23 protein-coding genes are annotated in these 22,540 nt (G+C 62.5%); 13 read left to right on the top strand and 10 right to left on the bottom strand.

The window, feature by feature from the left end; all coding sequences use genetic code 11:
- Positions 1-65: 65 nt before the first annotated feature.
- Positions 66-1,331: an inorganic phosphate transporter gene (locus tag ACW5W7_RS11685; RefSeq protein ID WP_349920906.1), complete on the bottom strand. Its 1,266-nt coding sequence runs from the start codon at positions 1,329-1,331 to the stop codon at positions 66-68.
- A 25-nt stretch (positions 1,332-1,356) separates the two neighbouring features.
- The gene (locus tag ACW5W7_RS11680) at positions 1,357-2,037 is read right to left on the bottom strand and encodes a TIGR00153 family protein (RefSeq protein ID WP_349920907.1); all 681 of its coding nucleotides are present in this window, start codon (positions 2,035-2,037) and stop codon (positions 1,357-1,359) included.
- A gap of 169 nt (positions 2,038-2,206) precedes the next feature.
- Here ACW5W7_RS11680 and ACW5W7_RS11675 point away from each other — a divergent pair, with 169 nt between their 5' ends.
- Positions 2,207-3,169 carry a CYTH domain-containing protein gene (locus ACW5W7_RS11675; RefSeq protein ID WP_456501819.1) on the top strand — a complete coding sequence of 321 codons (963 nt, stop codon included), beginning with the start codon at positions 2,207-2,209 and terminating at the stop codon, positions 3,167-3,169.
- 93 nt (positions 3,170-3,262) lie between these two features.
- On the opposite strand, the gene ACW5W7_RS11670 is transcribed toward ACW5W7_RS11675, so the two are convergent.
- From ACW5W7_RS11670 to hslR, 8 genes are all read right to left on the bottom strand, one after another.
- Positions 3,263-3,733, bottom strand: coding sequence for a glycine zipper 2TM domain-containing protein (locus ACW5W7_RS11670; protein ID WP_456501818.1), 471 nt, complete (start codon positions 3,731-3,733; stop codon positions 3,263-3,265).
- A gap of 128 nt (positions 3,734-3,861) precedes the next feature.
- Positions 3,862-4,314, bottom strand: a complete 453-nt coding sequence (locus ACW5W7_RS11665) for a GNAT family N-acetyltransferase (protein WP_434665492.1) — start codon at positions 4,312-4,314, stop codon at positions 3,862-3,864.
- Positions 4,315-4,403: 89 nt separating this feature from the next.
- On the bottom strand, positions 4,404-4,799 hold the full coding sequence (locus ACW5W7_RS11660) for a nitrous oxide-stimulated promoter family protein (protein ID WP_349920911.1): 396 nt from the start codon (positions 4,797-4,799) through the stop codon (positions 4,404-4,406).
- Positions 4,800-4,907: 108 nt separating this feature from the next.
- Positions 4,908-6,710 carry an aminopeptidase P family protein gene (locus ACW5W7_RS11655; protein WP_456501817.1) on the bottom strand — a complete coding sequence of 601 codons (1,803 nt, stop codon included), beginning with the start codon at positions 6,708-6,710 and terminating at the stop codon, positions 4,908-4,910.
- A 33-nt stretch (positions 6,711-6,743) separates the two neighbouring features.
- The gene (locus ACW5W7_RS11650; protein ID WP_349920913.1) at positions 6,744-7,409 is read right to left on the bottom strand and encodes a GntR family transcriptional regulator; all 666 of its coding nucleotides are present in this window, start codon (positions 7,407-7,409) and stop codon (positions 6,744-6,746) included.
- Positions 7,410-7,580: 171 nt separating this feature from the next.
- Complete coding sequence (gene pckA / locus ACW5W7_RS11645) at positions 7,581-9,206, bottom strand: phosphoenolpyruvate carboxykinase (ATP) (protein ID WP_456501816.1); 1,626 nt, start codon at positions 9,204-9,206, stop codon at positions 7,581-7,583.
- Positions 9,207-9,355: 149 nt separating this feature from the next.
- Positions 9,356-10,240: an Hsp33 family molecular chaperone HslO gene (gene hslO, locus ACW5W7_RS11640; protein WP_456501815.1), complete on the bottom strand. Its 885-nt coding sequence runs from the start codon at positions 10,238-10,240 to the stop codon at positions 9,356-9,358.
- Between the two features lie 105 nt (positions 10,241-10,345).
- Positions 10,346-10,744 carry a ribosome-associated heat shock protein Hsp15 gene (hslR, locus tag ACW5W7_RS11635; protein WP_434665503.1) on the bottom strand — a complete coding sequence of 133 codons (399 nt, stop codon included), beginning with the start codon at positions 10,742-10,744 and terminating at the stop codon, positions 10,346-10,348.
- A gap of 212 nt (positions 10,745-10,956) precedes the next feature.
- On the opposite strand from hslR, the gene exeC reads away from it, so the two are divergent.
- The 12 genes from exeC to exeN all read left to right on the top strand — a co-directional run bounded on the left by exeC (position 10,957) and on the right by exeN (position 22,512).
- A complete protein-coding gene (gene exeC / locus ACW5W7_RS11630; RefSeq protein WP_434665505.1) occupies positions 10,957-11,811 on the top strand; it encodes a GspC family type II secretion system variant ExeC in 855 nt (284 codons plus the stop codon).
- A gap of 20 nt (positions 11,812-11,831) precedes the next feature.
- Positions 11,832-13,895, top strand: coding sequence for a GspD family T2SS secretin variant ExeD (gene exeD / locus ACW5W7_RS11625; RefSeq protein ID WP_456501814.1), 2,064 nt, complete (start codon positions 11,832-11,834; stop codon positions 13,893-13,895).
- Complete coding sequence (gene gspE / locus ACW5W7_RS11620; RefSeq protein ID WP_456501944.1) at positions 13,892-15,397, top strand: type II secretion system ATPase GspE; 1,506 nt, start codon at positions 13,892-13,894, stop codon at positions 15,395-15,397. Before exeD ends, gspE begins: the two co-directional genes overlap by 4 nt.
- A 1-nt stretch (position 15,398) precedes the next feature.
- Positions 15,399-16,619 (top strand): GspF family T2SS innner membrane protein variant ExeF, encoded by a 1,221-nt coding sequence (gene exeF, locus ACW5W7_RS11615; RefSeq protein ID WP_349920919.1) that lies wholly within the window; start codon positions 15,399-15,401, stop codon positions 16,617-16,619.
- A gap of 86 nt (positions 16,620-16,705) precedes the next feature.
- Positions 16,706-17,137, top strand: a complete 432-nt coding sequence (gene exeG, locus ACW5W7_RS11610; RefSeq protein ID WP_349920920.1) for a GspG family T2SS major pseudopilin variant ExeG — start codon at positions 16,706-16,708, stop codon at positions 17,135-17,137.
- 125 nt (positions 17,138-17,262) lie between these two features.
- The gene (gene exeH / locus ACW5W7_RS11605; RefSeq protein ID WP_456501813.1) at positions 17,263-17,850 is read left to right on the top strand and encodes a GspH family T2SS minor pseudopilin variant ExeH; all 588 of its coding nucleotides are present in this window, start codon (positions 17,263-17,265) and stop codon (positions 17,848-17,850) included.
- Between the two features lie 17 nt (positions 17,851-17,867).
- The gene (gene exeI / locus ACW5W7_RS11600) at positions 17,868-18,221 is read left to right on the top strand and encodes a GspI family T2SS minor pseudopilin variant ExeI (protein ID WP_456501943.1); all 354 of its coding nucleotides are present in this window, start codon (positions 17,868-17,870) and stop codon (positions 18,219-18,221) included.
- A gap of 134 nt (positions 18,222-18,355) precedes the next feature.
- On the top strand, positions 18,356-18,973 hold the full coding sequence (exeJ, locus tag ACW5W7_RS11595; RefSeq protein ID WP_456501942.1) for a GspJ family T2SS minor pseudopilin variant ExeJ: 618 nt from the start codon (positions 18,356-18,358) through the stop codon (positions 18,971-18,973).
- A complete protein-coding gene (gene exeK / locus ACW5W7_RS11590) occupies positions 18,963-19,973 on the top strand; it encodes a GspK family T2SS minor pseudopilin variant ExeK (RefSeq protein WP_349920921.1) in 1,011 nt (336 codons plus the stop codon). The genes exeJ and exeK overlap by 11 nt, the downstream gene beginning before the upstream one ends.
- 111 nt (positions 19,974-20,084) lie before the next feature.
- Complete coding sequence (exeL, locus tag ACW5W7_RS11585; protein WP_456501812.1) at positions 20,085-21,269, top strand: GspL family type II secretion system protein ExeL; 1,185 nt, start codon at positions 20,085-20,087, stop codon at positions 21,267-21,269.
- Positions 21,266-21,757 (top strand): GspM family type II secretion system protein ExeM, encoded by a 492-nt coding sequence (gene exeM, locus ACW5W7_RS11580; RefSeq protein ID WP_456501811.1) that lies wholly within the window; start codon positions 21,266-21,268, stop codon positions 21,755-21,757. Before exeL ends, exeM begins: the two co-directional genes overlap by 4 nt.
- Positions 21,754-22,512 (top strand): GspN family type II secretion system protein ExeN, encoded by a 759-nt coding sequence (gene exeN, locus ACW5W7_RS11575; protein WP_349920926.1) that lies wholly within the window; start codon positions 21,754-21,756, stop codon positions 22,510-22,512. The genes exeM and exeN overlap by 4 nt, the downstream gene beginning before the upstream one ends.
- The last annotated feature ends 28 nt before the right edge of the window (positions 22,513-22,540 follow it).

Here is a 22,540-nt window from a genome sequence, read left to right as displayed (position 1 = left end):
GTTCGAGACAATGGAGATATAAAAAAGCCCGGGTCACTGACCCGGGCTTTTTGCTGCGAGGCGCCTTAAGAGAAGCAGGCCTGCAGCACGTAGAAGATGGCGATGGCCAGGATGGCGCCAGCGGGCAGGGTGATGACCCAGGAGACCACGATGTTGCGCAGTACGCCGAGGTTCAGGGCCGCAATGCCGCGGGCAAGACCCACCCCCATCACGGCACCCACCAGGGTCTGGGTGGTGGAGATGGGCAGGCCGGTGCCGGAGGCGATCACCACGGTGGCGGCGGTGGCCAGCTGGGCGGCGAAGCCACGGCTCGGGGTCAGGTGGGTGATGCCGGTGCCGACGGTCGCCATCACCTTCTCACCCATGGTGGCCAGACCGATGACGATGCCTATGCCGCCAAGGGGCAGGATCCACCAGGCGATGTGGGAGCTGCCGCCGATCTCGCCGCCTGCCGCCACGATGGAGGCGACCGCGGAGAGCGGACCGATGGCGTTGGCCACGTCGTTGGAACCGTGGGCGAAGGCCATGGCACAGGCGGTGATGATCATCAGGATGCCGAACACCTTCTCCACGTTGGCGAAGTGCATCTTGCTGTCATCCTGCGGGTTGTACTTCTGACCGCGAATGTAGAGCCAGCCGGCAAAGGCCACGGCGATGGAGATGGCGATGGAGAGCAGGATCCCCTCGCCATTGCTCAGGTGCAGGCCGACATGGGTCAGCCCCTTCTTGATGGTGACCAGGCAGATGACCAGGGCCGTCAGGAACATGTAGAAGGGGACATAACGCTTGGCGTTGTTGAGGGGATCATCGGTGTTGAAGATGAGCTTCTGCACGCTGATGAACATGAAGTAAGCGATCACCCCCGAGATGGCGGGCGTCACCACCCAGGAGCCGACGATGCCACCGAACTTGTTCCACTGCACCGCTTCCGGGCCAATGCTCACCACGGCGAAGCCGACGATGGCACCGATGATGGAGTGGGTGGTGGAGACGGGCCAGCCGAAGTAGGAGGCCAGGATCAGCCACAGACCTGCCGCCAGCAGGGAGGCAATCATGCCAAGCACCAGCAGATCCGGCGTGTCGGCAAAGGCGTTGCTGTCGATGATGCCGTTGCGGATGGTGGCCGTCACTTCGCCACCGGCCAGATAGGCACCGGCAAATTCGAAGATCATGGCGATGATGATCGCCTGACGGATGGTCAGGGATTTGGTACCGACCGATGTGCCCATGGCATTGGCAACGTCATTCGCGCCAATTCCCCAGGCCATCAAAAAGCCGAACAAGGCCGCCACGAGCACCAGGGTGGTGCCGTAATTTGCGATAATGTCCATTAGTAGTGTTTACCCTGTCAGTCGATTACGAACGAGCCAGCATCAATTCCAGACGGGCGCCAACGCGCTCGGCCTGATCAGCCAGGTCACCTACCCATTCGAGGATCTTGTAGAGGAACATAACGTCGATCGGATTGTATTTGTGCTCAACGGCTTGCAGCTGTTGGCGCAGCCCGATCTGCATGGTGTCAGTATCGTCCTCGATGAGATCCAGCTGGTGGATCATCTCGGCAACCATTTCAACTTCACGTCCTTTAAAGCCGGTTTCGAGCAGCTCATCGAGTTCTCCGATGGCTTTTTCGGCTTGGGCGGTCGCATCGATACAACGTTTGAGATAGGCCATGAAATCGGCACGCATCTCGGAGGGGAATTCCATTTTACGGCCAAGCATGCGGCCGGAAATATCCTTGGCACGGTTGGCAATCTTGTCCTGCTGGGTCAGCATCTCCAGCAGGTCGGTACGGGCGACCGGCAGGAACAGGCCGCGGGGCAGCTTGAGACGGATTTCACGTTTGAGGATGTCCGCTTCTTTCTCCAACTGGGCAATCTGCTGCCGGATCTTCTCGGCATCTTCCCAGCGGTCTTCGGCAACGGCATCAAAGAACGGAATCAACTGCTCACAGCACACGTGAACCTTGACGATATGCTTCTGCAGCGGCTTGATGGGGGACTTCGCGAAAAGTCCCAGGATAGTATTTACTGGCATGGCCAAACCTGTGTCGGTGAAAAAACACTCGATACTATTTCATGAGGGGCGCATGGTAACCGAACTATGCCCTCAATAAAACCGTGAATTAATCCTGATGTTTCGCTGGCATTATATCTTCGTGGCGGGGATCATGCCCCCCAAAGTTGCCAGCCAGCCCGGAATGACTATGCAAACTGAGATCGAGATAAAATTTTTCGTCGCCACGGACATCCAGGAACAACTCTCCAACCTGCTGAATAAACTCGATATTATCTCCGCAAGCAGCGCGAGCCTCGGCAACGTCTATTTCGATACGCCAGAGCTGGCACTGCGCAGGCTCGACATGGGGCTGCGCATCCGCCGCAGCGACGATTTCTCCGAGCAAACCATCAAGTGTCGGGGTCAGGCGATCGGAGGGCTGCATGCCCGCCCCGAGTACAATGCCCCGGTCAGCGGGGAGTTGCCGACCCTGACAGCCTTCCCCGACGAGATCTGGCCGGCTCTCGCCCATCGTGATGCCATCCAGTCCCGGCTGGTGGCCCAGTTCAAAACGGATTTCGTGCGTCGTCACTGGTTGATCGCGTTTGAGAAGGCGGGCCAGGCAGCCGAGATCGAGCTGGCCTGGGATCGGGGAGAGATAGTGGGGGAGCAGGGGCGCAGCGTCATCGATGAGCTGGAGCTTGAGCTCAAGTCCGGCGAGGCGAGTACCCTGTTCGCCTTGGCTGCCGAGCTGGCCGGGTTGGGGGGCATCCGGTTGGGGGCCCAGTCCAAGGCCCAGCGTGGCTACCGGCTGGCGGGGCTCGGCAAGGGGATGGCACCGCAATCTCTGCCGGATCTGGAGGGCCGGGATGCCGGGGTGCGCATCGCTCTCGGGTTGCAGCACTGGCAGCATCACGAGCAGCTCTGGCTGGAGTCTGACGGCACGGCCAAGGTGCAGGCCCTGTCCAGTCTTCTGGAGGGGGTTACCCTGCTGAAGGATGCGGCGGCCACCTTGGTGGGAGCCCCCGCCTGGTTGCCAGCCCTGCTGACCCAGCACGCCTGGTTGGCGCAATGGGGGGGAGAAGAGGACGCACTCCTTGCCCGAGTTCACAGCGCCGACTACGTGCGGCTGCAACTGGCCATCTCGGCCTGGCTGCATCTGGGGGCTTGAGGGCCGTTCGCGATATGGTTTCGTGATGACACAAGCAACAAAAAGGTGAGCCTTGGCTCACCTTTTTTCGTTTCAGTCGGGGCTGCCCTGGGATCAGTTCACCACGGCCACGTTGATGCTGCCGTTGCCCTGGGTCATGCGAACACGGGCCCCCGGCACAAAGGTGGGGCTGGCTTTTTGCACAACGACAATGGATTCCCCGTTCTCTTTCTTGATCTCGAGTTCCACCCCATCGACCTGATTGAGCTTGTCGCCAGCCGCCTTGCCGGCCGCGGCGCCCGCGATGGCGCCACCGGCGGCGGCGATGTCGCTGCCCCGGCCGCCACCTATGGTGCTGCCCAGCAGGCCGCCGACCACGGCGCCACCTATGGTGCCGAGTACCGAGCTCTCATCGGCCTGGATCTTGACCGGGCGGGTGGACTGTATGGTGCCGTAGCTGACGGTCTGGACCTGCTTGGCGCGATCCTTGGTGTAGACGTCACCGGAGTAAACGTCGCTGTTGGCACAACCCGTGAGGGCGGTGGTCGCGGCCAGCAGGGTGACGATGGCGATACGTTTGAACATGATGAGCCTCCTGGGCGAGCATCGGGTTGATCTCTTCGTTGAGCTTAACTTTACGCCAAGCTGATCGCGCATGAAACTGGCAAAATGTAACCATTTATGTGCCAGGGGCCCGCTGCCACGCTATCTCCTCATGACAGAGGCTTCTCCAGCAGCAGACGATCCTCCCCCGGGCCGAAATAGCCGGGCTCCTCTGCCAGCTGCTGGTAGCCGAGACGAAAGTAGAGACGCTGGGCCGGGTTGGCCGGATCCACCGTCAGCCTGACTCCTGTCGCTGCCAGTGCCGCCAGCCCCTGTTCGACTCGCACCATCATCCGTTCGGCGAGCCCGAAGCCACGAGCTTCCGGCAGCACGGCCAGAGAGAGCAACCAGCCCTGCGACCGATCCTGTCCAAGCCCGCCCAGGGCATAACCCAGCAGCTTGCCATCCCGCTCGGCCACGATCAGCAGATCCGGCCACAAGTCCATGGCCTGGCGAAAGAAGAAGGGAGGGTAGACATCTTCTCCAAAGACCTCGACGTCGAGCCGCCCGATGGCGTGCATGTCGGTGTGGCGGGCCACTCTCAATAGGGGGGGCTGGTGCATCCTGACTCCTTGGGACTTGCTGCCGGGCGGCAGTCAAAAAAGAGCCACAGGGTAGTGAGCCAGCCGGTGCGATGCAAGGGGCAGGGGATTTACGGTGGCAGTGGCCTGCCATGGGGACGCCTGGGGGCCTTGCGGCGGCTGTCCAGCAGGTGGCGCAGGGCGAGCCAGGGGTGATGCCACAGCATGCGCGGGCCGCTCCATTTCATGATCTGCTGGATCTGCTTGCGCATGGCGGGGGCATAACAGTGGATATCGCACTTGGCGCAGGTGGGTTTGTGGCCCTGACCATAACGGCAGCGACGCAGCCGCTGGTGGGCGAATTCCCGCAGCTGGCGGCAATGCCGGCAGTCGGGATCCTGATGATGGTGGTTGCAGTAAAGGCGGATCATGGCGCTGACCGTCAACTGCTCCCGTCTGAGCCTGGGGTGATCGGGTGCCTGGCTGGCACGGGCACTGCGACGAGTGCCTGGCTGTTCGGAGTTCATGGCGCCATTGTCCTGACCAGGGCGGCCGGGGTCTTGATACAGGTCAAGGCGGGAATGAAAAACAGGGCCCTTGGGCCCTGTGTCATCACTGTATCTCGATTGCCCCGATCAGATGAGGCTGGTCGCCTGCTCCAGCCAGGCGAGATCTTCACCTTCCAGCAGCGGGCTCAGGCGGCGGAAGACTTCCACGTGGTAGTCGTTGATCCAGCGGAACTCATCCTGGCTCAGCAGACTGCGATCGATGAGGCGGATATCGAACGGCACATAGGTCAGTCGCTCGAAGCCCAGCATCGGCAGCTCGCCGCGCGCCTCCAGCTCGGTCACCACCACCAGGTTCTCGCAGCGGATGCCGAAGGCGTTCTCGCGGTAGTAGCCCGGTTCGTTGGAGAGCACCATGCCCGGTTGCAGCGCCACCAGGCTGCCCTTGGGCGCAATGCGCTGGGGACCCTCGTGCACACTCAGGAAGTGGCCGACCCCGTGACCGGTACCGTGGTCATAGTTGTAACCGGCTTGCCACAGGGGCATGCGGGCCAGCACGTCGAGCTGGATGCCGGCGGTGCCGCGAGGGAAGCGGGCCTGATCCAGGGCAATGTGGCCTTGCAGCACCCGGGTGAACATGGCCTTGTGCTCCTCGGTCACCTCGCCCACCCGCAGGGTGCGGGTGATGTCGGTGGTACCGTCCAGATACTGGGCGCCGGAGTCTACCAGATAGATGCTGTCCTGGCCGAAGGGGCGCGGCACACCGTTGGTGTGGCGGTAATGGCACATGGCAGCGTTGGGGCCCAGGGCCGAGATGGTGTCGAAGCTCGGCTCCACATAGTGATCCTGCTCCTTGCGGAAGGACTCCAGCTGATCCGCCAGGGCACCTTCATCGACGCCCTCGAACTCACCGCTGGAGACCAGACGGTCCAGCCAGGCGAGGAAGCGAGTGACGGCAACCCCATCGCGCAGGTGGGCGGCGCGCATGCCGGCCAGCTCCACGGCATTCTTGCAGGCCTTGGGCAGCATGGTGGGATCCTGACCGGCCACCAGGATGGCACCGGCTTCTTCCATCACGAGTTGGGTCCAGGCGTTGGCGGTATTCGGGTCGGCCAGCACCTTCTGTTGATCTTCCCCGATGCGCTGCAGCACGTCACCCAGCTTGTCGATGGGGTAGACGGAGACATCCTGCCCCACGTGCTGGCTGAAGGCGATGCAGTCGATCTTGTCGGTATCGACGAAGAAATCCATGGTGGCGTTGGCATAGAGTACCGCGAAGCCCAGTACCACGGGCAGACGCTCCACGTCGCGGCCACGCAGGTTGAGCAGCCAGTTGATGGGCTCGGCCTGAGTCAGCAGCACGGCATCCAGTCCGCGCTTGCGCAGATCCATCGCCAGCTGTTCGCGTTTGGACTGGCTCGACTGGCCCGCCAGCGCCTCGCTGTAGAGGATGACCGGGCTCTTGGCGGGCACTGGACGATCGATCCAGAGCGGGTCGATGGGATTCTCGTCCACCCGTACCAGTTCGATGCCACGATCCGCCAGCACCGCCTTGGCGCTCTGGTACCAGGCCAGGCTGTGCAGACGGGCGTCGAAGCCGACCCGGGCGCCAGCCGGCAGTTGCTCCGCCAGCCACTGTACGTGGGGATCCTCATTCAGATGGAGGAATTCAAACAGTTCGGCGGGTGCCTGCATGCGGGCCTGCACAGTGTAACGACCGTCGATGAACAGGGCCGCCCGCTGCGCCAGGATGATGGCGAGGCCGGCGGAGCCGTTGAAACCCGTGATCCAGTCCAGCCGCTCGGCATGGGCGGGGATGTACTCCCCCAGGTGCTCGTCATCGTGAGGGACGATGAAGGCGTCCAGTTCCTGGGTGGCCAGGGTGGTCCTGAGCTGGGCGACGCGGGTTTCAATAATCTCGAAATGATTCATGTCGTTACTGCCAGATTGTGGTGATGTGAGTGTTCACTGGGATTGACTGCTCGCCAGGATCTGTTTGATCGACTGGCCAGCCGCCTCGATATGTTGCCTGAGCAGGACGACCGCCTCGTGCTTGCGGCGTTCGCGACACAGCGCCAGCAACTGGGCGTGCTCGCGCTCGGCCTTGTCCACGCCCCCCTGGGCAAACAGCAGCTCGAAGCGCACGTAGCGATCGCAGCTCAGGTTTATCTGGGCGATGAGCTCCAGCGCCTGGGGACGATTGGCGGCCTGATAGAGGGTGGCGTGAAAACTGTGGTTCAACTCGGCCCAGTGCTCGACCTGGGTACCGGACTCCAGCGCCAGATCGAACTGGGCCAGGATGGCTTGCGCCTTGGCGAAGGTCTCCTCCGTCATCATGTCGACGGCGTGGAACAGGGTATCGGCTTCCAGCAGGGCTCGCAAATAAAAGAGCTCGTCGATGGCCGAGGCGTCCAGCATGGTCACCACGGCGCCGCGATGGGCCTCGAACTTCACCAACCCCTGGGCTTCCAGCTGCATCAGGGCTTCTCGCACCGGGATCCGGCTCACCGCCAGCTCCCTGGCGATGGCGTCCTGGCGCAGGGGGGCGCCGGCGGGGAACTCGCCGCGCAGGATCCGGCCGCGCAGGTTCTCCATCACCATCTGGGTGCGGGTCTTGTAGGGTGGGCTCATGCTGGGGTCACGGGGCAGGTTGCAAAATTGTATATTGTATAAAGTTTGGCTGAATCTAACGCGCTACCGTCCCGCTGGCAAGGCTTCGCGGGAGTCAAACGCTGCGGTTTGGCCAAAAAAATACCGGCCAGCTGGGCTGACCGGTATGCAATCCTGGAAAGTGGCTGGTCGTTACAGCTGCGGACCCGCCGCCACCAGACGCTTGCCTTCGTCGTTGTCGGTGAAACGTTCGAAGTTCTTGATGAAGCGCCCCGCCAGATCCACCGCCTTGGTATCCCAGTCGGCCTTATTCGCGTAGGTGTCGCGCGGGTCGAGGATCTCGGTGTTCACCCCCGGCAGTGCGGTCGGCACGGCCAGGTTGAAGATAGGCAGCACCTTGGTCTGCGCCTGCTCGATGGAGCCGTCAAGGATGGCGTCGATGATGGCGCGGGTGTCCTTGATGGAGATGCGCTTGCCGGTGCCGTTCCAGCCGGTGTTGACCAGATAGGCCTCGGCCCCTGCCGCTTCCATCCGCTTCACCAGCTCCTGACCGTACTTGGTCGGGTGCAGGCTGAGGAAGGCCGCGCCGAAACAAGAGGAGAAGGTCGGTGTCGGTTCGGTGATGCCACGCTCGGTGCCCGCCAGCTTGGCAGTGAAGCCGGACAGGAAGTGGTACTTGGTCTGCTCCTTGGTCAGCTTGGCGACCGGGGGCAGTACCCCGAAGGCATCGGCAGTCAGGAAGATCACCTTGGTGGCGTGACCCGCCTTGGAGACCGGCTTGACGATGTTCTCGATGTGATAGATGGGGTAGGAGACCCGGGTGTTCTCGGTGCGGGAGCCGTCGTCGAAGTCGATGGTACCGTCGGCAGCCACGGTGACGTTCTCCAGCAGCGCATCGCGACGGATGGCGTGGTAGATGTCCGGCTCAGCCTCCTCGGAGAGCTTGATGGTCTTGGCGTAGCAGCCCCCCTCGAAGTTGAACACGCCGTTGTCGTCCCAGCCGTGCTCGTCATCGCCGATCAGCTGGCGCTTGGGATCGGTGGAGAGGGTGGTCTTGCCAGTGCCGGAGAGGCCGAAGAAGATGGCCACGTCGCCGTCCTGACCCACGTTGGCGGAGCAGTGCATGGAGGCGATGCCGCGCAGGGGCAGGAAGTAGTTCATCATGGAGAACATGCCCTTCTTCATCTCGCCACCGTACCAGGTGCCGCCGATGAGCTGCATCTTCTCGGTCATGTTGAAGGCGACGAAGTTCTCGGAGTTGAGGCCCTGTTCTTTCCAATCCGGGTTGGTGCACTTGGCACCGTTCATCACCACGAAGTCCGGCTTGAAGGTCTTGAGTTCTTCCTCGCTCGGGCGAATGAACATGTTCTTCACGAAGTGTGCCTGCCAGGCCACCTCGGTGATGATGCGCACCGCCAGACGGGTGTCCGGGTTGGCGCCGCAATAACCGTCCACCACGAACAGGCGCTTGCCGGAGAGCTGCTGGGTCACCAGGGATTTCAGATGTGACCACACTTCCGGGGTAATGGCCTTGTTATCGTTCTTGCCCTGGTCAGACCACCACACAGTATTCTGGGTAGTGCCGTCTTTGACGATATATTTATCTTTCGGGGAACGACCGGTGAAGATGCCGGTATTGACGTTGACGGCGCCCAGCTCGGTGACGACGCCACGTTCGAATCCTTCTAGGTCTGGGCGGGTCTCTTCGGCGAAGAGCTGCTCATAAGAGGGGTTGCGAACGATTTCTTGGCTGTTTTTGATACCGTACTGGTCCAGTTTCAGTTGTTGGGCCAGGGTGGGTTCTGCCACGATAGTCATTATATTCTCCTGGGTTCAGAGGTTTGTAGGGTTCTATCTGACGATCATGCTACCACCTAGGTGGTAGAGTTTAGCGATCGCCATCAAACTTTATAAAATAGGGTATTTTTTTGTTATTTAAGTTAAAGGCGGGTTTTGCCCGCCTTCATTTAGTGTAACTTGTTTGCATCATTACCGGGAGCCCTGCTGAACAGGGTTTCGACGTCGATCCCATCGAATGGGTACTCGGCGCCGCAATAGTCACAGTGCATGTCGATCTTGCCGAGATCCTGCACCATGGCCATCGCCTCCTCTTTACCGATCTGCAGCAAGGCCCCTTCACAACGGGCACGGGAGCAGGTGCAGCGGAACTCGATGGCCTGGGGATCGAACACCCGTACCTTGTCCTGGTGATAGAGGCGATAGAGGATCTCCTCGGCCTCCAGACCAAACAGCTCTTCATCCTTGATGGTGCTGGTGAGCTGTTCCAGATGCTCGAAATCGGCGCTGTGATCCTCGCTCTGGGCCGGCAGTTCCTGCAGCAGGATCCCGGCGGCGCGGGGCTGGCCTTCGTGATGGCCGGTGCGGATCCAGAGCCGGGTGGCGAGCTGCTCGGATTGGGCGAAGTACTGCTCGAGGCAGTCTGCCAGGGTATCGGCTTCGAGGGCGATGATGCCCTGATAGCGCTCACCCTGATCCGGGGTGATGGTGATCACCAGCTGGCCGTTGCCGATCAGGCTCTGCAGCTTGCCATCCTCCGGCAACTTCCCTTCATAACGGGCCACACCGCGCAGTTGCTGGTTGTGATCGCCGTTGATCACCGCCAGGCGCACCGGGCCGTCCCCTTGCAGCTGCACCGTGATGGAGCCTTCAAACTTGAGGGTGGCGGTCAGCAGGCTGGTGGCGACCAGCAGTTCACCCAACAGCGTTTGCACCTGCACCGGATAGCTCTGGGCTTCCACGATGTGGCGGTAGGTGCTGTCCAGCTGGACCAGCTCCCCGCGGACTTCGTACTCTTCGAACAGATAGCGATACAGGAGATCTTGGTTACTCATCATGCATTCCTGGGTTTTCTTGGGGATATGAACAAAAACATTGTTAAACAGCCGGTTAGGAACTAATTCCTCCGCCTGTCGTCATAAAAGGGCCACAAGGGCTGATTAGTATTGTTTGACCTTGATAAGCTGGCGTCGTTCCTGTTTGTCGGGACGGCGCTCCGGGCTTGGGGCAAACTGGCTGTTGAAACGCCGGGCCTCGCTGTTGTCGGCGCGTCGTTTCAGGCTTTCGGCGGTCTCTTCGTAGAGCAGCTGGGCCAGCGGAGCAGATTTGCGCTGCTCGCTCACCTCTAGCACTCGCACCTCCCGCTCGTCCTGGCCCTGCCAGAAGCGGATGAGGGCGCCGACCTCGACCTGCTTGCCCGGTTTGCTGCGCTGGCCGTTGTAGTGCACCTTGCCGCCGTCTATCTGGTCCCGCGCCAGACTGCGGGTCTTGTAGAAGCGCGCAGCCCACAGCCACTTGTCGAGGCGAACCTGAGTGCCGGTTTGTACTGGGTTCGACATGAATCGGCTCCGGATGGCTAAAAGGGTGCCTGATTATACCAGAGGGGAGCCCCGGGGTAGAAACAGGGGACGCCTTGGTGTGACGGGATCTGTATTTTCACCGCTTCACCTCATCCGGTCGGTTGTCTCTGGGTCCATTGCCGTACACAATAGCCAACCGATTTGGATGTCAGAACATTTTGATAAACATGACGCTACCGCCTAGGGATGACTTGTTGAACTCCCTGCTGGCCCGTTGCAAGACGGTGCCACTCGCTCGTTTGAGCCAGCCTCTGTTCTGGCTGCTGCTGCTATTGCTGGCCCAACAGTGTGCCGGCCTCACCTGGCGTCTGTTCGGCCTGACTCAACCAATTAACTCCCAGCCCTGGCAACCCTCGGTCACCGCGAGCCAGGGTGCAGGGTCGGCTCGTCTCGATATCAGCGGGGTCAGCCGCCTTTCCCTGTTTGGCAAGGCGCCCCCGGCCAATGCTGGCCAAGTGGCCCAGACGGTCGCGGCCGATGCCCCCAAGACCCAGCTCAATGCCCAGCTCAACGGCGTACTGGCGAGTTCTGATCCCGCCAAGTCCATCGCCATCATCGCCCATAACGGGTTGCAGAATTCTTACGGCATCGGTGATTACATCGATGGCACCCAGGCCAGGATCCGTCAGGTCTTTGCGGATCGGGTCATCATCGCCCGGGATGGCCGTGACGAGACCCTGATGCTGGACGGAGAGGAGTACGGCAAACCCTTGCCCAAGGCGAGCCAGCCCCAGAGCAAGCTCTCCACGGTACGCAGCGAACTGATGAGCAACCCCGGCAAGATCACCGATTACCTCAATATTTCCCCGGTACGGGTGGATGGCCGCATGGTCGGCTATCGCCTCAATCCGGGCAGCAATCCGGAAATGTTCAACCAACTCGGGCTGGTCGCCAACGATCTGGCGGTCAGCATCAATGGCCTGGATCTGCGGGACAACGCACAGGCCATGCAGGCTATGCAGCAAGTGGCGGGCGCCACTGAAATGACCGTCACCGTCGAGCGGCAAGGACAGCTCTACGACGTGTATGTCGGCTTGTCAGAATAATGATTGGAGTAGCACCAAGAATGAGAAATAAAGGGAAAGGCTGGCGTCTGGCCACGGTCGCGGCAGCCTTGATGATGGCAGGCTCTGCCTGGGCCACCGAATATTCCGCCAGCTTCAAGAATGCCGACATCGAAGAGTTCATCAACACGGTCGGCAAGAACCTGAACAAGACCATCATCATCGAGCCCTCGGTGCGCGGCAAGATCAACGTCCGCAGTTACGACCTGCTCAACGAAGAGCAGTATTACCAGTTCTTCCTGAGCGTGCTCGACGTCTATGGCTTCGCCGTGGTGCCCATGAACAACGGGGTGCTCAAGGTCGTGCGCTCCAAGGATGCCAAGACCTCCGCCATTCCGGTGGTGGACGATAGCAACCCCGGTATTGGGGACGAGATGGTGACCCGGGTGGTGCCGGTGCGCAACGTCTCGGTGCGCGAACTGGCACCGCTGCTGCGTCAGCTCAACGACAATGCCGGTGGCGGCAACGTGGTGCACTACGAGCCCTCCAACGTGCTGCTCATCACCGGCCGCGCCGCCGTGGTCAACCGCCTGGTGGAGGTGGTGCGCCGGGTGGACAAGGCCGGTGACCAGGACATGGACGTCATCAAGCTGAAATATGCTTCCGCCGGCGAGATGGTGCGGCTGGTGACCAACCTCAACAAGGATGGCAACAACCAGGGTGGCAATGCCCCCCTGCTGCTCTCCCCCAAGGTGGTGGCGGATGAGCGGACCAACTCCGTGGTGATCAGCGGTGAGCCCAAGGCCCGCGCCCGCATCATCCAGATGGTGCGTCAGCTCGATCGGGATCTGCAGAGCCAGGGCAATACCCGGGTCTTCTACCTGAAGTACGGCAAGGCCAAGGATCTGGTGGACGTGCTCAAGGGAGTCAGCTCCAGCATAGAGTCGGACAAGAAGGGGGGCGGAGCGGCGACGACCGGCGGCGGTGCCAGCATCGGTGGCGGCCAGCTTGCCATCTCGGCGGACGAGACCACCAATGCCCTGGTGATCACCGCCCAGCCGGACGTCATGGCCGAGCTGGAGCAGGTCATCGCCAAGCTCGATATCCGCCGCGCCCAGGTGCTGGTGGAGGCGATCATCGTCGAAGTCTCCGACGGTGACGGCATGAACCTCGGCGTGCAGTGGGCCAATACCAACGGCGGTGGCACCCAGTTCACCGATACTGGCCTGCCCATCGGTTCCCTCGCCATCGCAGCCAAGGATTACGACGACAACGGCAACACCGACGGTCTCGCGTCGCTTGCCAGCAACTTCAGTGGCATGGCGGCCGGTTTCTACAAGGGAGACTGGGCCATGCTGGTGACGGCCCTCTCCACCAACAGCAAGAATGACATTCTCTCGACTCCGAGCATCGTCACCATGGACAACAAGGAAGCCTCCTTCAACGTCGGCCAGGAAGTGCCGGTGCAGAGCGGCTCCCAGAGTTCCACCACCAGCGATCAGGTGTTCAACACCATAGAACGCAAGACGGTGGGCACCAAGCTGGTGGTGACGCCCCAGATCAACGAAGGGGACTCGGTACTGCTCAACATCGAGCAGGAAGTCTCCAGCGTCGCCCAGAAGCAGGCGACCGGTACCGCGAACCTGGGCCCCACCTTCGATACCCGTACCGTCAAGAATGCCGTGCTGGTGAAAAGCGGCGAAACCGTGGTGCTGGGGGGCTTGATGGATGAGCAGACCCAGGAGCAGATCTCCAAGGTGCCGCTGCTCGGGGACATCCCCGTGCTGGGCTACCTGTTCCGCTCCTCCAAGACCTCGACTTCCAAGCGCAACCTCATGGTCTTCATCCGCCCGACCATCTTGCGCGATGCCAACGTCTACTCCGGCGTCTCCAGCAACAAGTACACCCTGTTCAGGGCCGAGCAGCTGAACCGCGCCGCCGATGAAGGCTATGCCACCTCGCCGGCCCGCCAGGTGCTGCCTGCCTACGGCCAGGATGTGATGATGTCCCCCGAGGTACAGCAGCAGATCGAGCGGATGAAGGCGCAGCAGCAGGCGACCGCCACCGGCGTCAGAACCCAGGTGCAGCAGCCCCAGAGCCAACCCTTCGTGCAGAGCAAGCCCTGATGGCTTATCAACTGGACAACAGCGAACTGCCGGCTGAACTGCCGGAGTTGCCGTTCGCCTTCGCCCGCAACTTCGGGGCCATCCTGACCGAGCGTCAGGGGGAACCCCTGCTGCTCTGCCGTCAGGGGATCAGCCCCCAGACCCTGCTGGAGGTGCGGCGGGTGGCCGGCTGCGGTTTTGCCGTCGAGCTGCTTGGCAACGACGAATTCGAAACCCTGCTGATGGCCCACTATCAGCGCGACTCTTCCGAGGCTCGCCAGCTGATGGAGGATCTCGGCAACGAGATGGACTTCTTCGCCCTGGCCGAGGAGCTGCCCCAGAGTGAAGACTTGCTGGATGCGGATGACGACGCCCCCATCATCCGCCTCATCAACGCCATGTTGAGCGAGGCGATCAAGGAAGAGGCGTCCGACATCCATATCGAGACCTTCGAGCGGGCCCTGGTCATTCGTTTTCGTATCGATGGCGTGTTGCGGGAGATACTGCGCCCCCATCGCAAGCTCGCATCGCTCTTGGTGTCGCGCATCAAGGTCATGTCCCGCATGGACATCGCCGAGAAGCGGGTGCCTCAGGATGGCCGCATCTCCCTGCGCATCGGCGGCCGGGCCGTCGACGTGCGGGTCTCCACCATGCCGTCCAGCTACGGCGAGCGGGTGGTATTGCGACTGCTGGACAAGAACAACGTGCGCCTCGAGCTCAAGCAGCTCGGCATGACGTTGGCCAATCGCAACGTCATCAGCGAGCTGATCCGCAAACCCCACGGCATCATCCTGGTGACCGGGCCGACCGGCTCGGGCAAGTCCACCACCCTCTATGCGGCGCTCTCGGAGATCAACTCCCGGGATCGCAACATCCTGACCGTCGAAGATCCCATTGAATACGATCTAGAAGGGGTGGGGCAGACCCAGGTCAACAGCAAGGTGGACATGACCTTCGCCCGCGGCCTGCGCGCCATTTTGCGTCAGGATCCGGACGTGGTGATGGTGGGGGAAATTCGTGACCTAGAGACCGCCCAGATCGCGGTGCAGGCCTCCCTCACCGGTCACCTGGTGATGTCGACCCTGCACACCAACACCGCCATCGGCGCCATCACCCGGATGCGGGACATGGGCATAGAGCCCTTCCTGCTCTCCTCCTCTCTGCTGGCGGTATTGGCCCAGCGGCTGGTGCGCACCCTCTGCCCGGATTGCCGTGCCCCCCATCCCATCAGCGAGCAGGAACGGCTTGCCATGGGCATGCCACTGCCGCCAGATCAGCAGATCTGGCGCCCGGTGGGATGCGAGCAGTGCAACCACACCGGCTATCGCGGCCGGACCGGGATCCATGAACTGGTGGTGATCGACGACGCCGTGCGCGAGGCCATCCACGGCGCCAGCGGCGAGCTCGCCATCGAGCGGCTGATCCGGGGTCATACCCCCAGCATCCGCCGGGACGGTATCGACAAGGTGCTGCTGGGGCAGACCAGCCTCGAAGAAGTGCTGCGCGTGACCCGGGAAGACTGAGATGGCAGCGTTCGAATACAAGGCTCTCGACAGCAAGGGACGCAACAAGAACGGTGTGCTGGAAGGCGACTCCGCCCGTCAGGTGCGCCAGCTGCTACGCGAACAGGGTCTGACCCCGCTCGAGGTGAACGAAACCACCGAGAAGGCGAAGCGGGAGGCCAATCGCTTCGTGCTGTTTCGCCGCGGGGCCTCCACCTCCGAGCTGGCCCTCATCACCCGCCAGCTGGCGACCCTGGTGGGGGCCGGTCTCACCATCGAGGAAGCCCTCAAGGCGGTGGCCGAGCAGTGCGAGAAGGCCCACCTGCGCAGCTTGGTGGCGACGGTGCGCAGCAAGGTGGTGGAGGGTTACTCCCTTGCCGACTCCCTCGGCGCCTTCCCCCATGTGTTTGACCAGCTGTTCCGCTCCATGGTGGCGGCCGGCGAGAAGTCCGGTCACCTGGAGAAGGTGCTGAACCGGCTTGCTGATTACACCGAGCAGCGCCAGCACATGCGCACCAAGCTGCTGCAGGCGATGATCTATCCCATCGTCCTCACGTTGGTGGCGGTGGGGGTCATCTCCATACTGCTCACCGCCGTGGTGCCCAAGGTGGTGGCCCAGTTCGAGCACATGGGTCAACAACTGCCCGGCACCACCCGTTTTCTCATCGGTACCAGCGAGTTGCTGCAGCACTACGGGCTCTGGTTCCTGCTGCTGTTGTTCATCGGCGGTCTGATCTGGCGCTGGTGGTTGGGGGATGCGACCCGTCGTCGCCACTGGCACGCCGTGCTGCTGCGTCTGCCGGTCATCGGCCGGGTCAGCCGCGGCCTCAACACCGCCCGTTTCGCCCGCACCTTGAGCATCCTCAATGCCAGCGCCGTGCCTCTGCTGGAGGGGATGAAGATCGCCGGTGAAGTGCTCTCCAACGACTTTGCCCGCCACCGTATCGGCGAGGCCACCGAACGGGTGCGAGAGGGGACCAGCCTGCGCAAGGCGCTGGATGAAACCAAGATTTTTCCGCCCATGATGCTGCACATGATCGCCTCGGGCGAGCAGAGCGGTGAGCTCGACAGCATGCTGGAGCGGGCGGCGGACAACCAGGACCGGGAGTTCGAAACCCAGGTGAATATCGCACTCGGGGTGTTCGAGCCCATGCTGGTGGTCTCCATGGCCGGGGTGGTGCTGTTTATCGTGATGTCGATCCTGCAGCCGATCCTCGAACTCAACAACATGGTGAATCTCTGATGCCGGCGTGACCCGCCGGTTTGAATGCCACAACAAGGTTAATCATCGATGGCGCTGGCCATCTTATTCGTTAGGGAGTCATAGCAATGCACAGTCGTCGTCAACGGGGTTTCACCCTGCTGGAAGTCATGGTGGTCATCGTGATCCTGGGGATCCTGGCCAGCCTGGTGGTGCCTAACCTGATGGGCAACAAGGAGAAGGCGGATCAGCAGAAGGCGGTGTCCGATATCGTCGCGCTGGAGAATGCTCTGGACATGTACAAGCTGGACAACAACCGCTACCCCACCACCGAGCAGGGGCTGGATGCCCTGGTCAACAAGCCGACCGCTTCCCCGGAGCCGCGCAGCTACCGGGAAGGGGGCTACATCAAGCGCCTGCCGCAGGATCCCTGGGGCAACCAGTACCAGCTGCTGAGTCCGGGCCAATTTGGCAAGATCGACATCTTCAGCATGGGGCTGGATGGGGAAGCCGGTACCGATGACGACATCGGCAACTGGAACCTGAAGGACTTCCAATAAGTGTTTGAAGGCGCCCTGATGCCTGTCGGGCCTGCCGCCATCGGGCAGGCCTTGTCTCGTTCATCCGCCATGGCCCGACCATGGAGGTAGTGCTCGTGACATGCCGTCATCAGTCAGGAGTCTCTGTGCCGGATTGCCGCCATCTTGATGGGGGACAGCTGGTGAGGCGCCGTCACCAATCGGGGTTCACCCTGCTGGAAGTCTTGCTGGTCGCCATGTTGATGGGGCTTGTCGCCACCGCTGTCACCCTCAGCATGGGGGGCGCCCGCGGAGACAGGGAGCTGGACAAGCAGGCCCGCCGCTTCATGGCGACCCTGCAGCAGGCACAGGAGTATTCGGTGATGGATGGCCGGTTGCTGGGACTGCGGACCGAGGCCAACGGCTGGCAGTTCATGTCCCGTAACCCGAAGGATCGCAAGTGGCAGGCGCTGGAGGGCGACAAGATCCTGGGGCCGGTACAACTGCCCGAGGAGATGGTCCTGACCATTGAACTGGAGGGATTCAGCTGGCGTACCGACACCGATGACAAGACGGAGCAGAATCGCGACGAGCGGGAGCGCACGCCCCAGATCCTCATCTTCCCGGGGGGAGAACTCACCCCCTTCGTGCTGACCCTGAGCCAGCAGGTGGATGACGAGAAATATCTGCGCACCGTCAAGGGGGACGAGTTCGGTCGTCTCTCCCTGCAAGAAGACGAAGAGGAAGAGGAGTGAGGCGCCAGGCTCCCAGGGTGCGCGGCATGACGTTGCTGGAGGTCATGGTGGCGCTGGCGGTATTTGCCATCGCCGGCCTCGCCGTGATGAAGACCGCCAGCGAGCATCTCTCCGGTCTCAACTATCTGGAAGAGAAGACCCTGGCGACCTGGGTGGTAGAGAACCAGCTGGTGCAGCAGAAGCTCGAAGCCAAGTGGCCCGGCGACAGCTGGGTGGAAGGGGACGAGGAGATGGCGGGTCAGACCTGGTACTGGCGCTATCGCGGCGTCGCCACCAGCGATGCCAACTTCAAGGCGCTGGACATGGAGGTGCGCACCGCGCCCAAGGCCGAGAGCCCGGTGGCCACGATCAGGACCTATATCAGCCGATGAGCGGGACTCAACGAATCCAGAGGAGCCCGAGCCAGGGTCGGCGAAGGGCGCTCCCCGTGACCCACTCCCGCCACGGCGGTGTTACCCGGCGGGAGGCGTCGACGGTGCCATCGGCCAGAGGGCGCCGCGCGGTTTTGAGGGCGCGCGGCTTCACCTTGCTGGAGATGCTGGTGGCCATCGCCATCTTCGCCACGCTGAGCCTTGGCGCCTATCAGGTGTTGCAGGGGGTGCTCACCAGCGACGAGGTGGCGAAGAAGAAAGAGACCCGGCTTGCGGAGCTGCAGCTGGCCTTCAGCCTGCTGGAGCGGGACGTCAGCCAGATGGTGCCCCGCAGCGGGCGCATCGACGGGGAAAACAACAAGGTGCTGCTGGCGGCGTCCCGCTTCGGTCAGCAGAGCGATGACTGGGGCATGGCCTTCATCCGCGGCGGCTGGCTCAATCCGGATGGCATACTGCCACGCTCCGGTTTGCAACGGGTGGGCTGGCGTCTCAAGGATCAGACCCTGGAGCGGCTGAGCTACCTCTACCCGGATCCCGTGATAGGCACCGAGCCGCGCATCCAGCCCGTGCTCAAGGGGGTGACGGCGCTGCGCCTCTATTTCTACGACAAGGGGATGTGGAAGGAGGAGTGGACCCAGCGAGACCTGCTGCCCCATGGGCTGGCGGTGGAGCTGGATCTGGAGGATTACGGCACCATTCGCAGACAGTTCCTCATCGGAGCCGGTGGTCAGAGGGCTGAGAATGGCAACTAAGCGTCGCGCTTCGCCCACTCGCCAGGGGGGCATGGCCCTGCTGGTGGTGCTGCTTATCCTGTCGGTGATGGTGATCATCGCCAGCAACATGAGCGGCCGCTTGCAGCTGGAATTGCGCCGCACCAGCAACCTCACCATCGGCAAGCAGGCCTGGTGGTACGCCATGTCGGCGGAGGCCCTGGTGATCAAGGTGCTCAACCAGGACTTCAAGGACGATCCCGATGTGGTGAACCTGGGACAGAACTGGGCGCGTGAGGACGGGGTCTTCCCGGTGGATGATGGCACCCTGGCCGGCCGGGTGCGGGATCTGCAGTCCTGCTTCAACCTCAACAGCCTGAGTGTGGCGAAGAAAGAGGGTGAAGACGGGGACAACCTGGAGTCTCAGCCCTATGCGGTGAAGGCGTTCCGCGCCCTGCTGGAGGCGCTGGAGGTCGAGGAATATGAGGCGGTGCAGCTGACCGATGCCATCCGGGACTGGACCGACAAGGATACCCAGCTGGTGTCGAGCTACGGGGCCGAAGATGCCTACTACGAGGGGCTCCAGCCCCCTTATCTGGTGGCCAACCAGTGGATGCTGGGCACGGATGAGTTGCGGGCGGTGCGGGGCATGACGGGGGCGCTCTATGCAAGGCTGGCCCCCTATGTCTGCACCCTGCCCAACGACAAGCTGGTGGTGAACATCAACACCATCAAGCCCGAGCGGGCGGCCCTGCTGGTGGGCCTCTATCAGGGCAAGATTGGGCTGGACGATGCCAAGCAGGTGTTGACCAGCCGACCCAAGAAGGGCTGGAAAGAGAAGAAGGCCATGACGGATCAGTTGCCGGTGCAGCCGGGTGCCGTCAGCGGTCTCGACGCTGCCCTGGACATCAAGAGCAGCTACTTCGAAGCCAGCCTGCTGGCCGAGGTGGGGGACGCGCGGGCCCGGCTCAAGACGGTGTTCCAGCGCGGCAAGGACAACAAGCTGGTCATGTTGCGACGTCTGAGCGACGGCGCAGAATAACCGGGACGGGCGACCACTGGCGTCGTCCGTCCCGACCCCGTATCGATACCGCAGCCCAGGCTGCGTTCCCGCCCATCGACGATGATGGCGGGCATGGCAGGAGAACGATTAGTGAGCGAGAGTCTGGTCATCCGTCTGGGGACCAATGCGCAGCAGCCGGTACACTGGCTGGTGTGGTCGACACAGGAGCAGGAGATCATTGCCTCCGGCACCCTGGCCTCGGCCCATGCCCTCGGCGAGTTGCAGGAGCGTGCCGGTGGCCGCCCCGTGGTGACCCTGGTGCCCGGCAGCGATCTCATCTTCCGGCGGGTCAGCCTGCCGGGCAAATACAACCGCCAGAGTGCGGCGGCGCTGCCCTATCTGCTGGAGGAACAGATTGCCTCCGATGTGGACGCCCTGCACCTGGTGGTGCTCGGCCATCAGGGCAACGAGGTGGATCTGATGGCGGTGGACAAGGCCAAGATGCAGGCCTGGCTCGGCTGGCTGCAGCAGGCAGGGCTCAAGACCCTGCAACTGCTGCCGGATGTGCTGACCCTGCCGCTGGCCACCGAGGGCTGGTCCGCCCTGCAACTGGGGGAGGAGTGGCTGCTGCGCCAGGGGTCTCGTCAGGGCATAGTGGCGGAGGAGCCCCTGTTGGCCATGTTGCTGGCCACCCAGGCTGAGCCCGTGACCATCCACAGCCACACGCCGCCACCGGCCATGGCCGGTGCCAACTGGCTGCCGGCGGATCCCGAACTGCCCATGCTGCTGCTGGCCAAGGGGGCCCTTGGCTGCCAGGCGAACCTGCTGCAGGGGAAGTACCGTCCCCAGACCGAATACGCCCGTCACTGGTTGCAGTGGCGCAAGGTGGCCGTGGTGGCCGGTTTGCTGCTGCTGGTGGCCCTGACCCAACGTGGCGTACACCTGTATCAGCTGGCGGAGCAGGACAAGGCGCTCAAGGCCGAGATCCGGCAGGTCTATACCCGTATCTTCCCGGGGGAGAGCCGGATCGTCAATGTGCGCAGCCAGATGACCCAGCACCTCAAGCTGCTGGGAGAGGCACCCCAGGACGGGGTCCTGCTGCTGTTGACCGAGCTGGCCCCGGTGTTTGCCGAGGTGCCGGGTCTCAAGCCCGAAGTCATGCGTTTCGATGCGGCCAGGGGCGAGCTCAGGCTGCAGGTCACCGCACCCGGCTTCACCGAGATAGAGCGTTTTCGCGAGCTGGCGGGCAAGCGCTTCGAGGTGCAGCAGGGAGAGGTGCGCAGCACCGAAGGCAAGGTCGAAGGGGCACTGGTGCTCAAGGGTAAATCATCATGATGGACAAACTGCAAGGCTGGTGGCGTGGCATCAGCACCCGTGAACAGCGACTGGTGGCGGTGGGGGGCGGCATCTTGCTGATCGGGCTCTGCTACTGGGTCATCTGGCAACCCGTGGCCAACCGCATCGCCGAGCGCGAGCGGCAGGTGATCAATCAGCAGCAGACCCTGGCCTGGCTCAAGGAGAAGGGCCAGGAGGTGCTGGCGATGCAGGGTAGCCAGGGTCGTCAGATAGACACCAGCGGCACCCTGGACGGGGTGGTGAACCGCACCGCCTTCAACCAGAAGATCAAGATCGCTCGCCTGCAGCCACAAGGGCAGGAGTTGCAGGTGTGGATCGACACCGTGCCTTTTGACGATCTGCTGCTCTGGCTCGCGACCCTGTCGGGTCAGCACGGGGTTCAGGTGCAGATCATCGAGGTGGCGCGGGAGAATCTGGCGCCGGGTCTGGTCAAGGTGAGACGTTTACAATTGAGTCGTCCCGAATGAAGCATAGAGTTCTAATTCCAGTCATTTTTTTGGTGACTTATCTCGTCTTTTTACTGGTGCAACTGCCCGCTACCCTGGTGGTCCGTTACCTGCCTCTGCCCGCCAACCTGGTGCGGCTGGAGGGGGTGAGCGGCACCCTCTGGAGCGGCCAGATAGCCAGGCTGCAATACGCCAGTGAATCCCTGACCCAGCTGCGCTGGGACCTCAACGGCTGGTCCTTGTTGCGATTCGCCCCCGAGGTTTCGGTGCGCTTCGGGGACAGGGCCGGTTTCAACGGTCAGGGGATCGTCGGCTGGAATGGCGCCGCCTTTGGCCGCGACATCACCCTCAACGCGCCGGCCCCCTGGCTGCTGGAGCGGCTGCCCATGCGGCTGCCCTTCCCGTTGACGGCGGCGGGCCAGTTGCAGCTCAAGGTGGATCAGTTTGCCCAGGGCAACCCCTGGTGCGAACAGCTCTATGGCAATCTCTATTGGTATGGGGCCGAGGCCGACACCCCGGCGGGCAAGCTGGCGCTGGGGGATCCCGAGGCCAAGCTGACCTGCCTGGATTCGCACCTGGTGGCCGAGCTCAAGCAGGGGTCGGAGGCGGTCCAGGTGATGGGCAAGCTGGAGCTGCAGGCCAATCGCCAGTACCTGTTCCAGGGCAGTCTCAAGCCGGGCCCTGAGCTGCCGGATCAGATGAAGCAGGGGCTGCCCTTCCTCGGCCAGCCCGACGGTCAGGGGCGCTTCCCCCTGCGCTACCAAGGCAGGATCTGATTCTTTGCTCGATGCAGAACACCCCGCC

The organism is Aeromonas intestinalis, from assembly GCF_054052485.1.
This window is presented reverse-complemented; position numbering and strand designations above follow the sequence as displayed.

Excerpts from the sequence above, each read along its gene's own strand:
- ACW5W7_RS11685 (WP_349920906.1), bottom strand. The coding sequence starts at position 1,331 with ATGGACATTATCGCAAATTACGGCACCACCCTGGTGCTCGTGGCGGCC.
- ACW5W7_RS11680 (WP_349920907.1), bottom strand. The coding sequence starts at position 2,037 with ATGCCAGTAAATACTATCCTGGGACTTTTCGCGAAGTCCCCCATCAAG.
- ACW5W7_RS11675 (WP_456501819.1), top strand. The coding sequence starts at position 2,207 with ATGCAAACTGAGATCGAGATAAAATTTTTCGTCGCCACGGACATCCAG.
- ACW5W7_RS11670 (WP_456501818.1), bottom strand. The coding sequence starts at position 3,733 with ATGTTCAAACGTATCGCCATCGTCACCCTGCTGGCCGCGACCACCGCC.
- ACW5W7_RS11665 (WP_434665492.1), bottom strand. The coding sequence starts at position 4,314 with ATGCACCAGCCCCCCCTATTGAGAGTGGCCCGCCACACCGACATGCAC.
- ACW5W7_RS11660 (WP_349920911.1), bottom strand. The coding sequence starts at position 4,799 with ATGAACTCCGAACAGCCAGGCACTCGTCGCAGTGCCCGTGCCAGCCAG.
- ACW5W7_RS11655 (WP_456501817.1), bottom strand. The coding sequence starts at position 6,710 with ATGAATCATTTCGAGATTATTGAAACCCGCGTCGCCCAGCTCAGGACC.
- ACW5W7_RS11650 (WP_349920913.1), bottom strand. The coding sequence starts at position 7,409 with ATGAGCCCACCCTACAAGACCCGCACCCAGATGGTGATGGAGAACCTG.
- pckA (WP_456501816.1), bottom strand. The coding sequence starts at position 9,206 with ATGACTATCGTGGCAGAACCCACCCTGGCCCAACAACTGAAACTGGAC.
- hslO (WP_456501815.1), bottom strand. The coding sequence starts at position 10,240 with ATGAGTAACCAAGATCTCCTGTATCGCTATCTGTTCGAAGAGTACGAA.
- hslR (WP_434665503.1), bottom strand. The coding sequence starts at position 10,744 with ATGTCGAACCCAGTACAAACCGGCACTCAGGTTCGCCTCGACAAGTGG.
- exeD (WP_456501814.1), top strand. The coding sequence starts at position 11,832 with ATGAGAAATAAAGGGAAAGGCTGGCGTCTGGCCACGGTCGCGGCAGCC.
- exeF (WP_349920919.1), top strand. The coding sequence starts at position 15,399 with ATGGCAGCGTTCGAATACAAGGCTCTCGACAGCAAGGGACGCAACAAG.
- exeG (WP_349920920.1), top strand. The coding sequence starts at position 16,706 with ATGCACAGTCGTCGTCAACGGGGTTTCACCCTGCTGGAAGTCATGGTG.
- exeK (WP_349920921.1), top strand. The coding sequence starts at position 18,963 with ATGGCAACTAAGCGTCGCGCTTCGCCCACTCGCCAGGGGGGCATGGCC.
- exeM (WP_456501811.1), top strand. The coding sequence starts at position 21,266 with ATGATGGACAAACTGCAAGGCTGGTGGCGTGGCATCAGCACCCGTGAA.
- exeN (WP_349920926.1), top strand. The coding sequence starts at position 21,754 with ATGAAGCATAGAGTTCTAATTCCAGTCATTTTTTTGGTGACTTATCTC.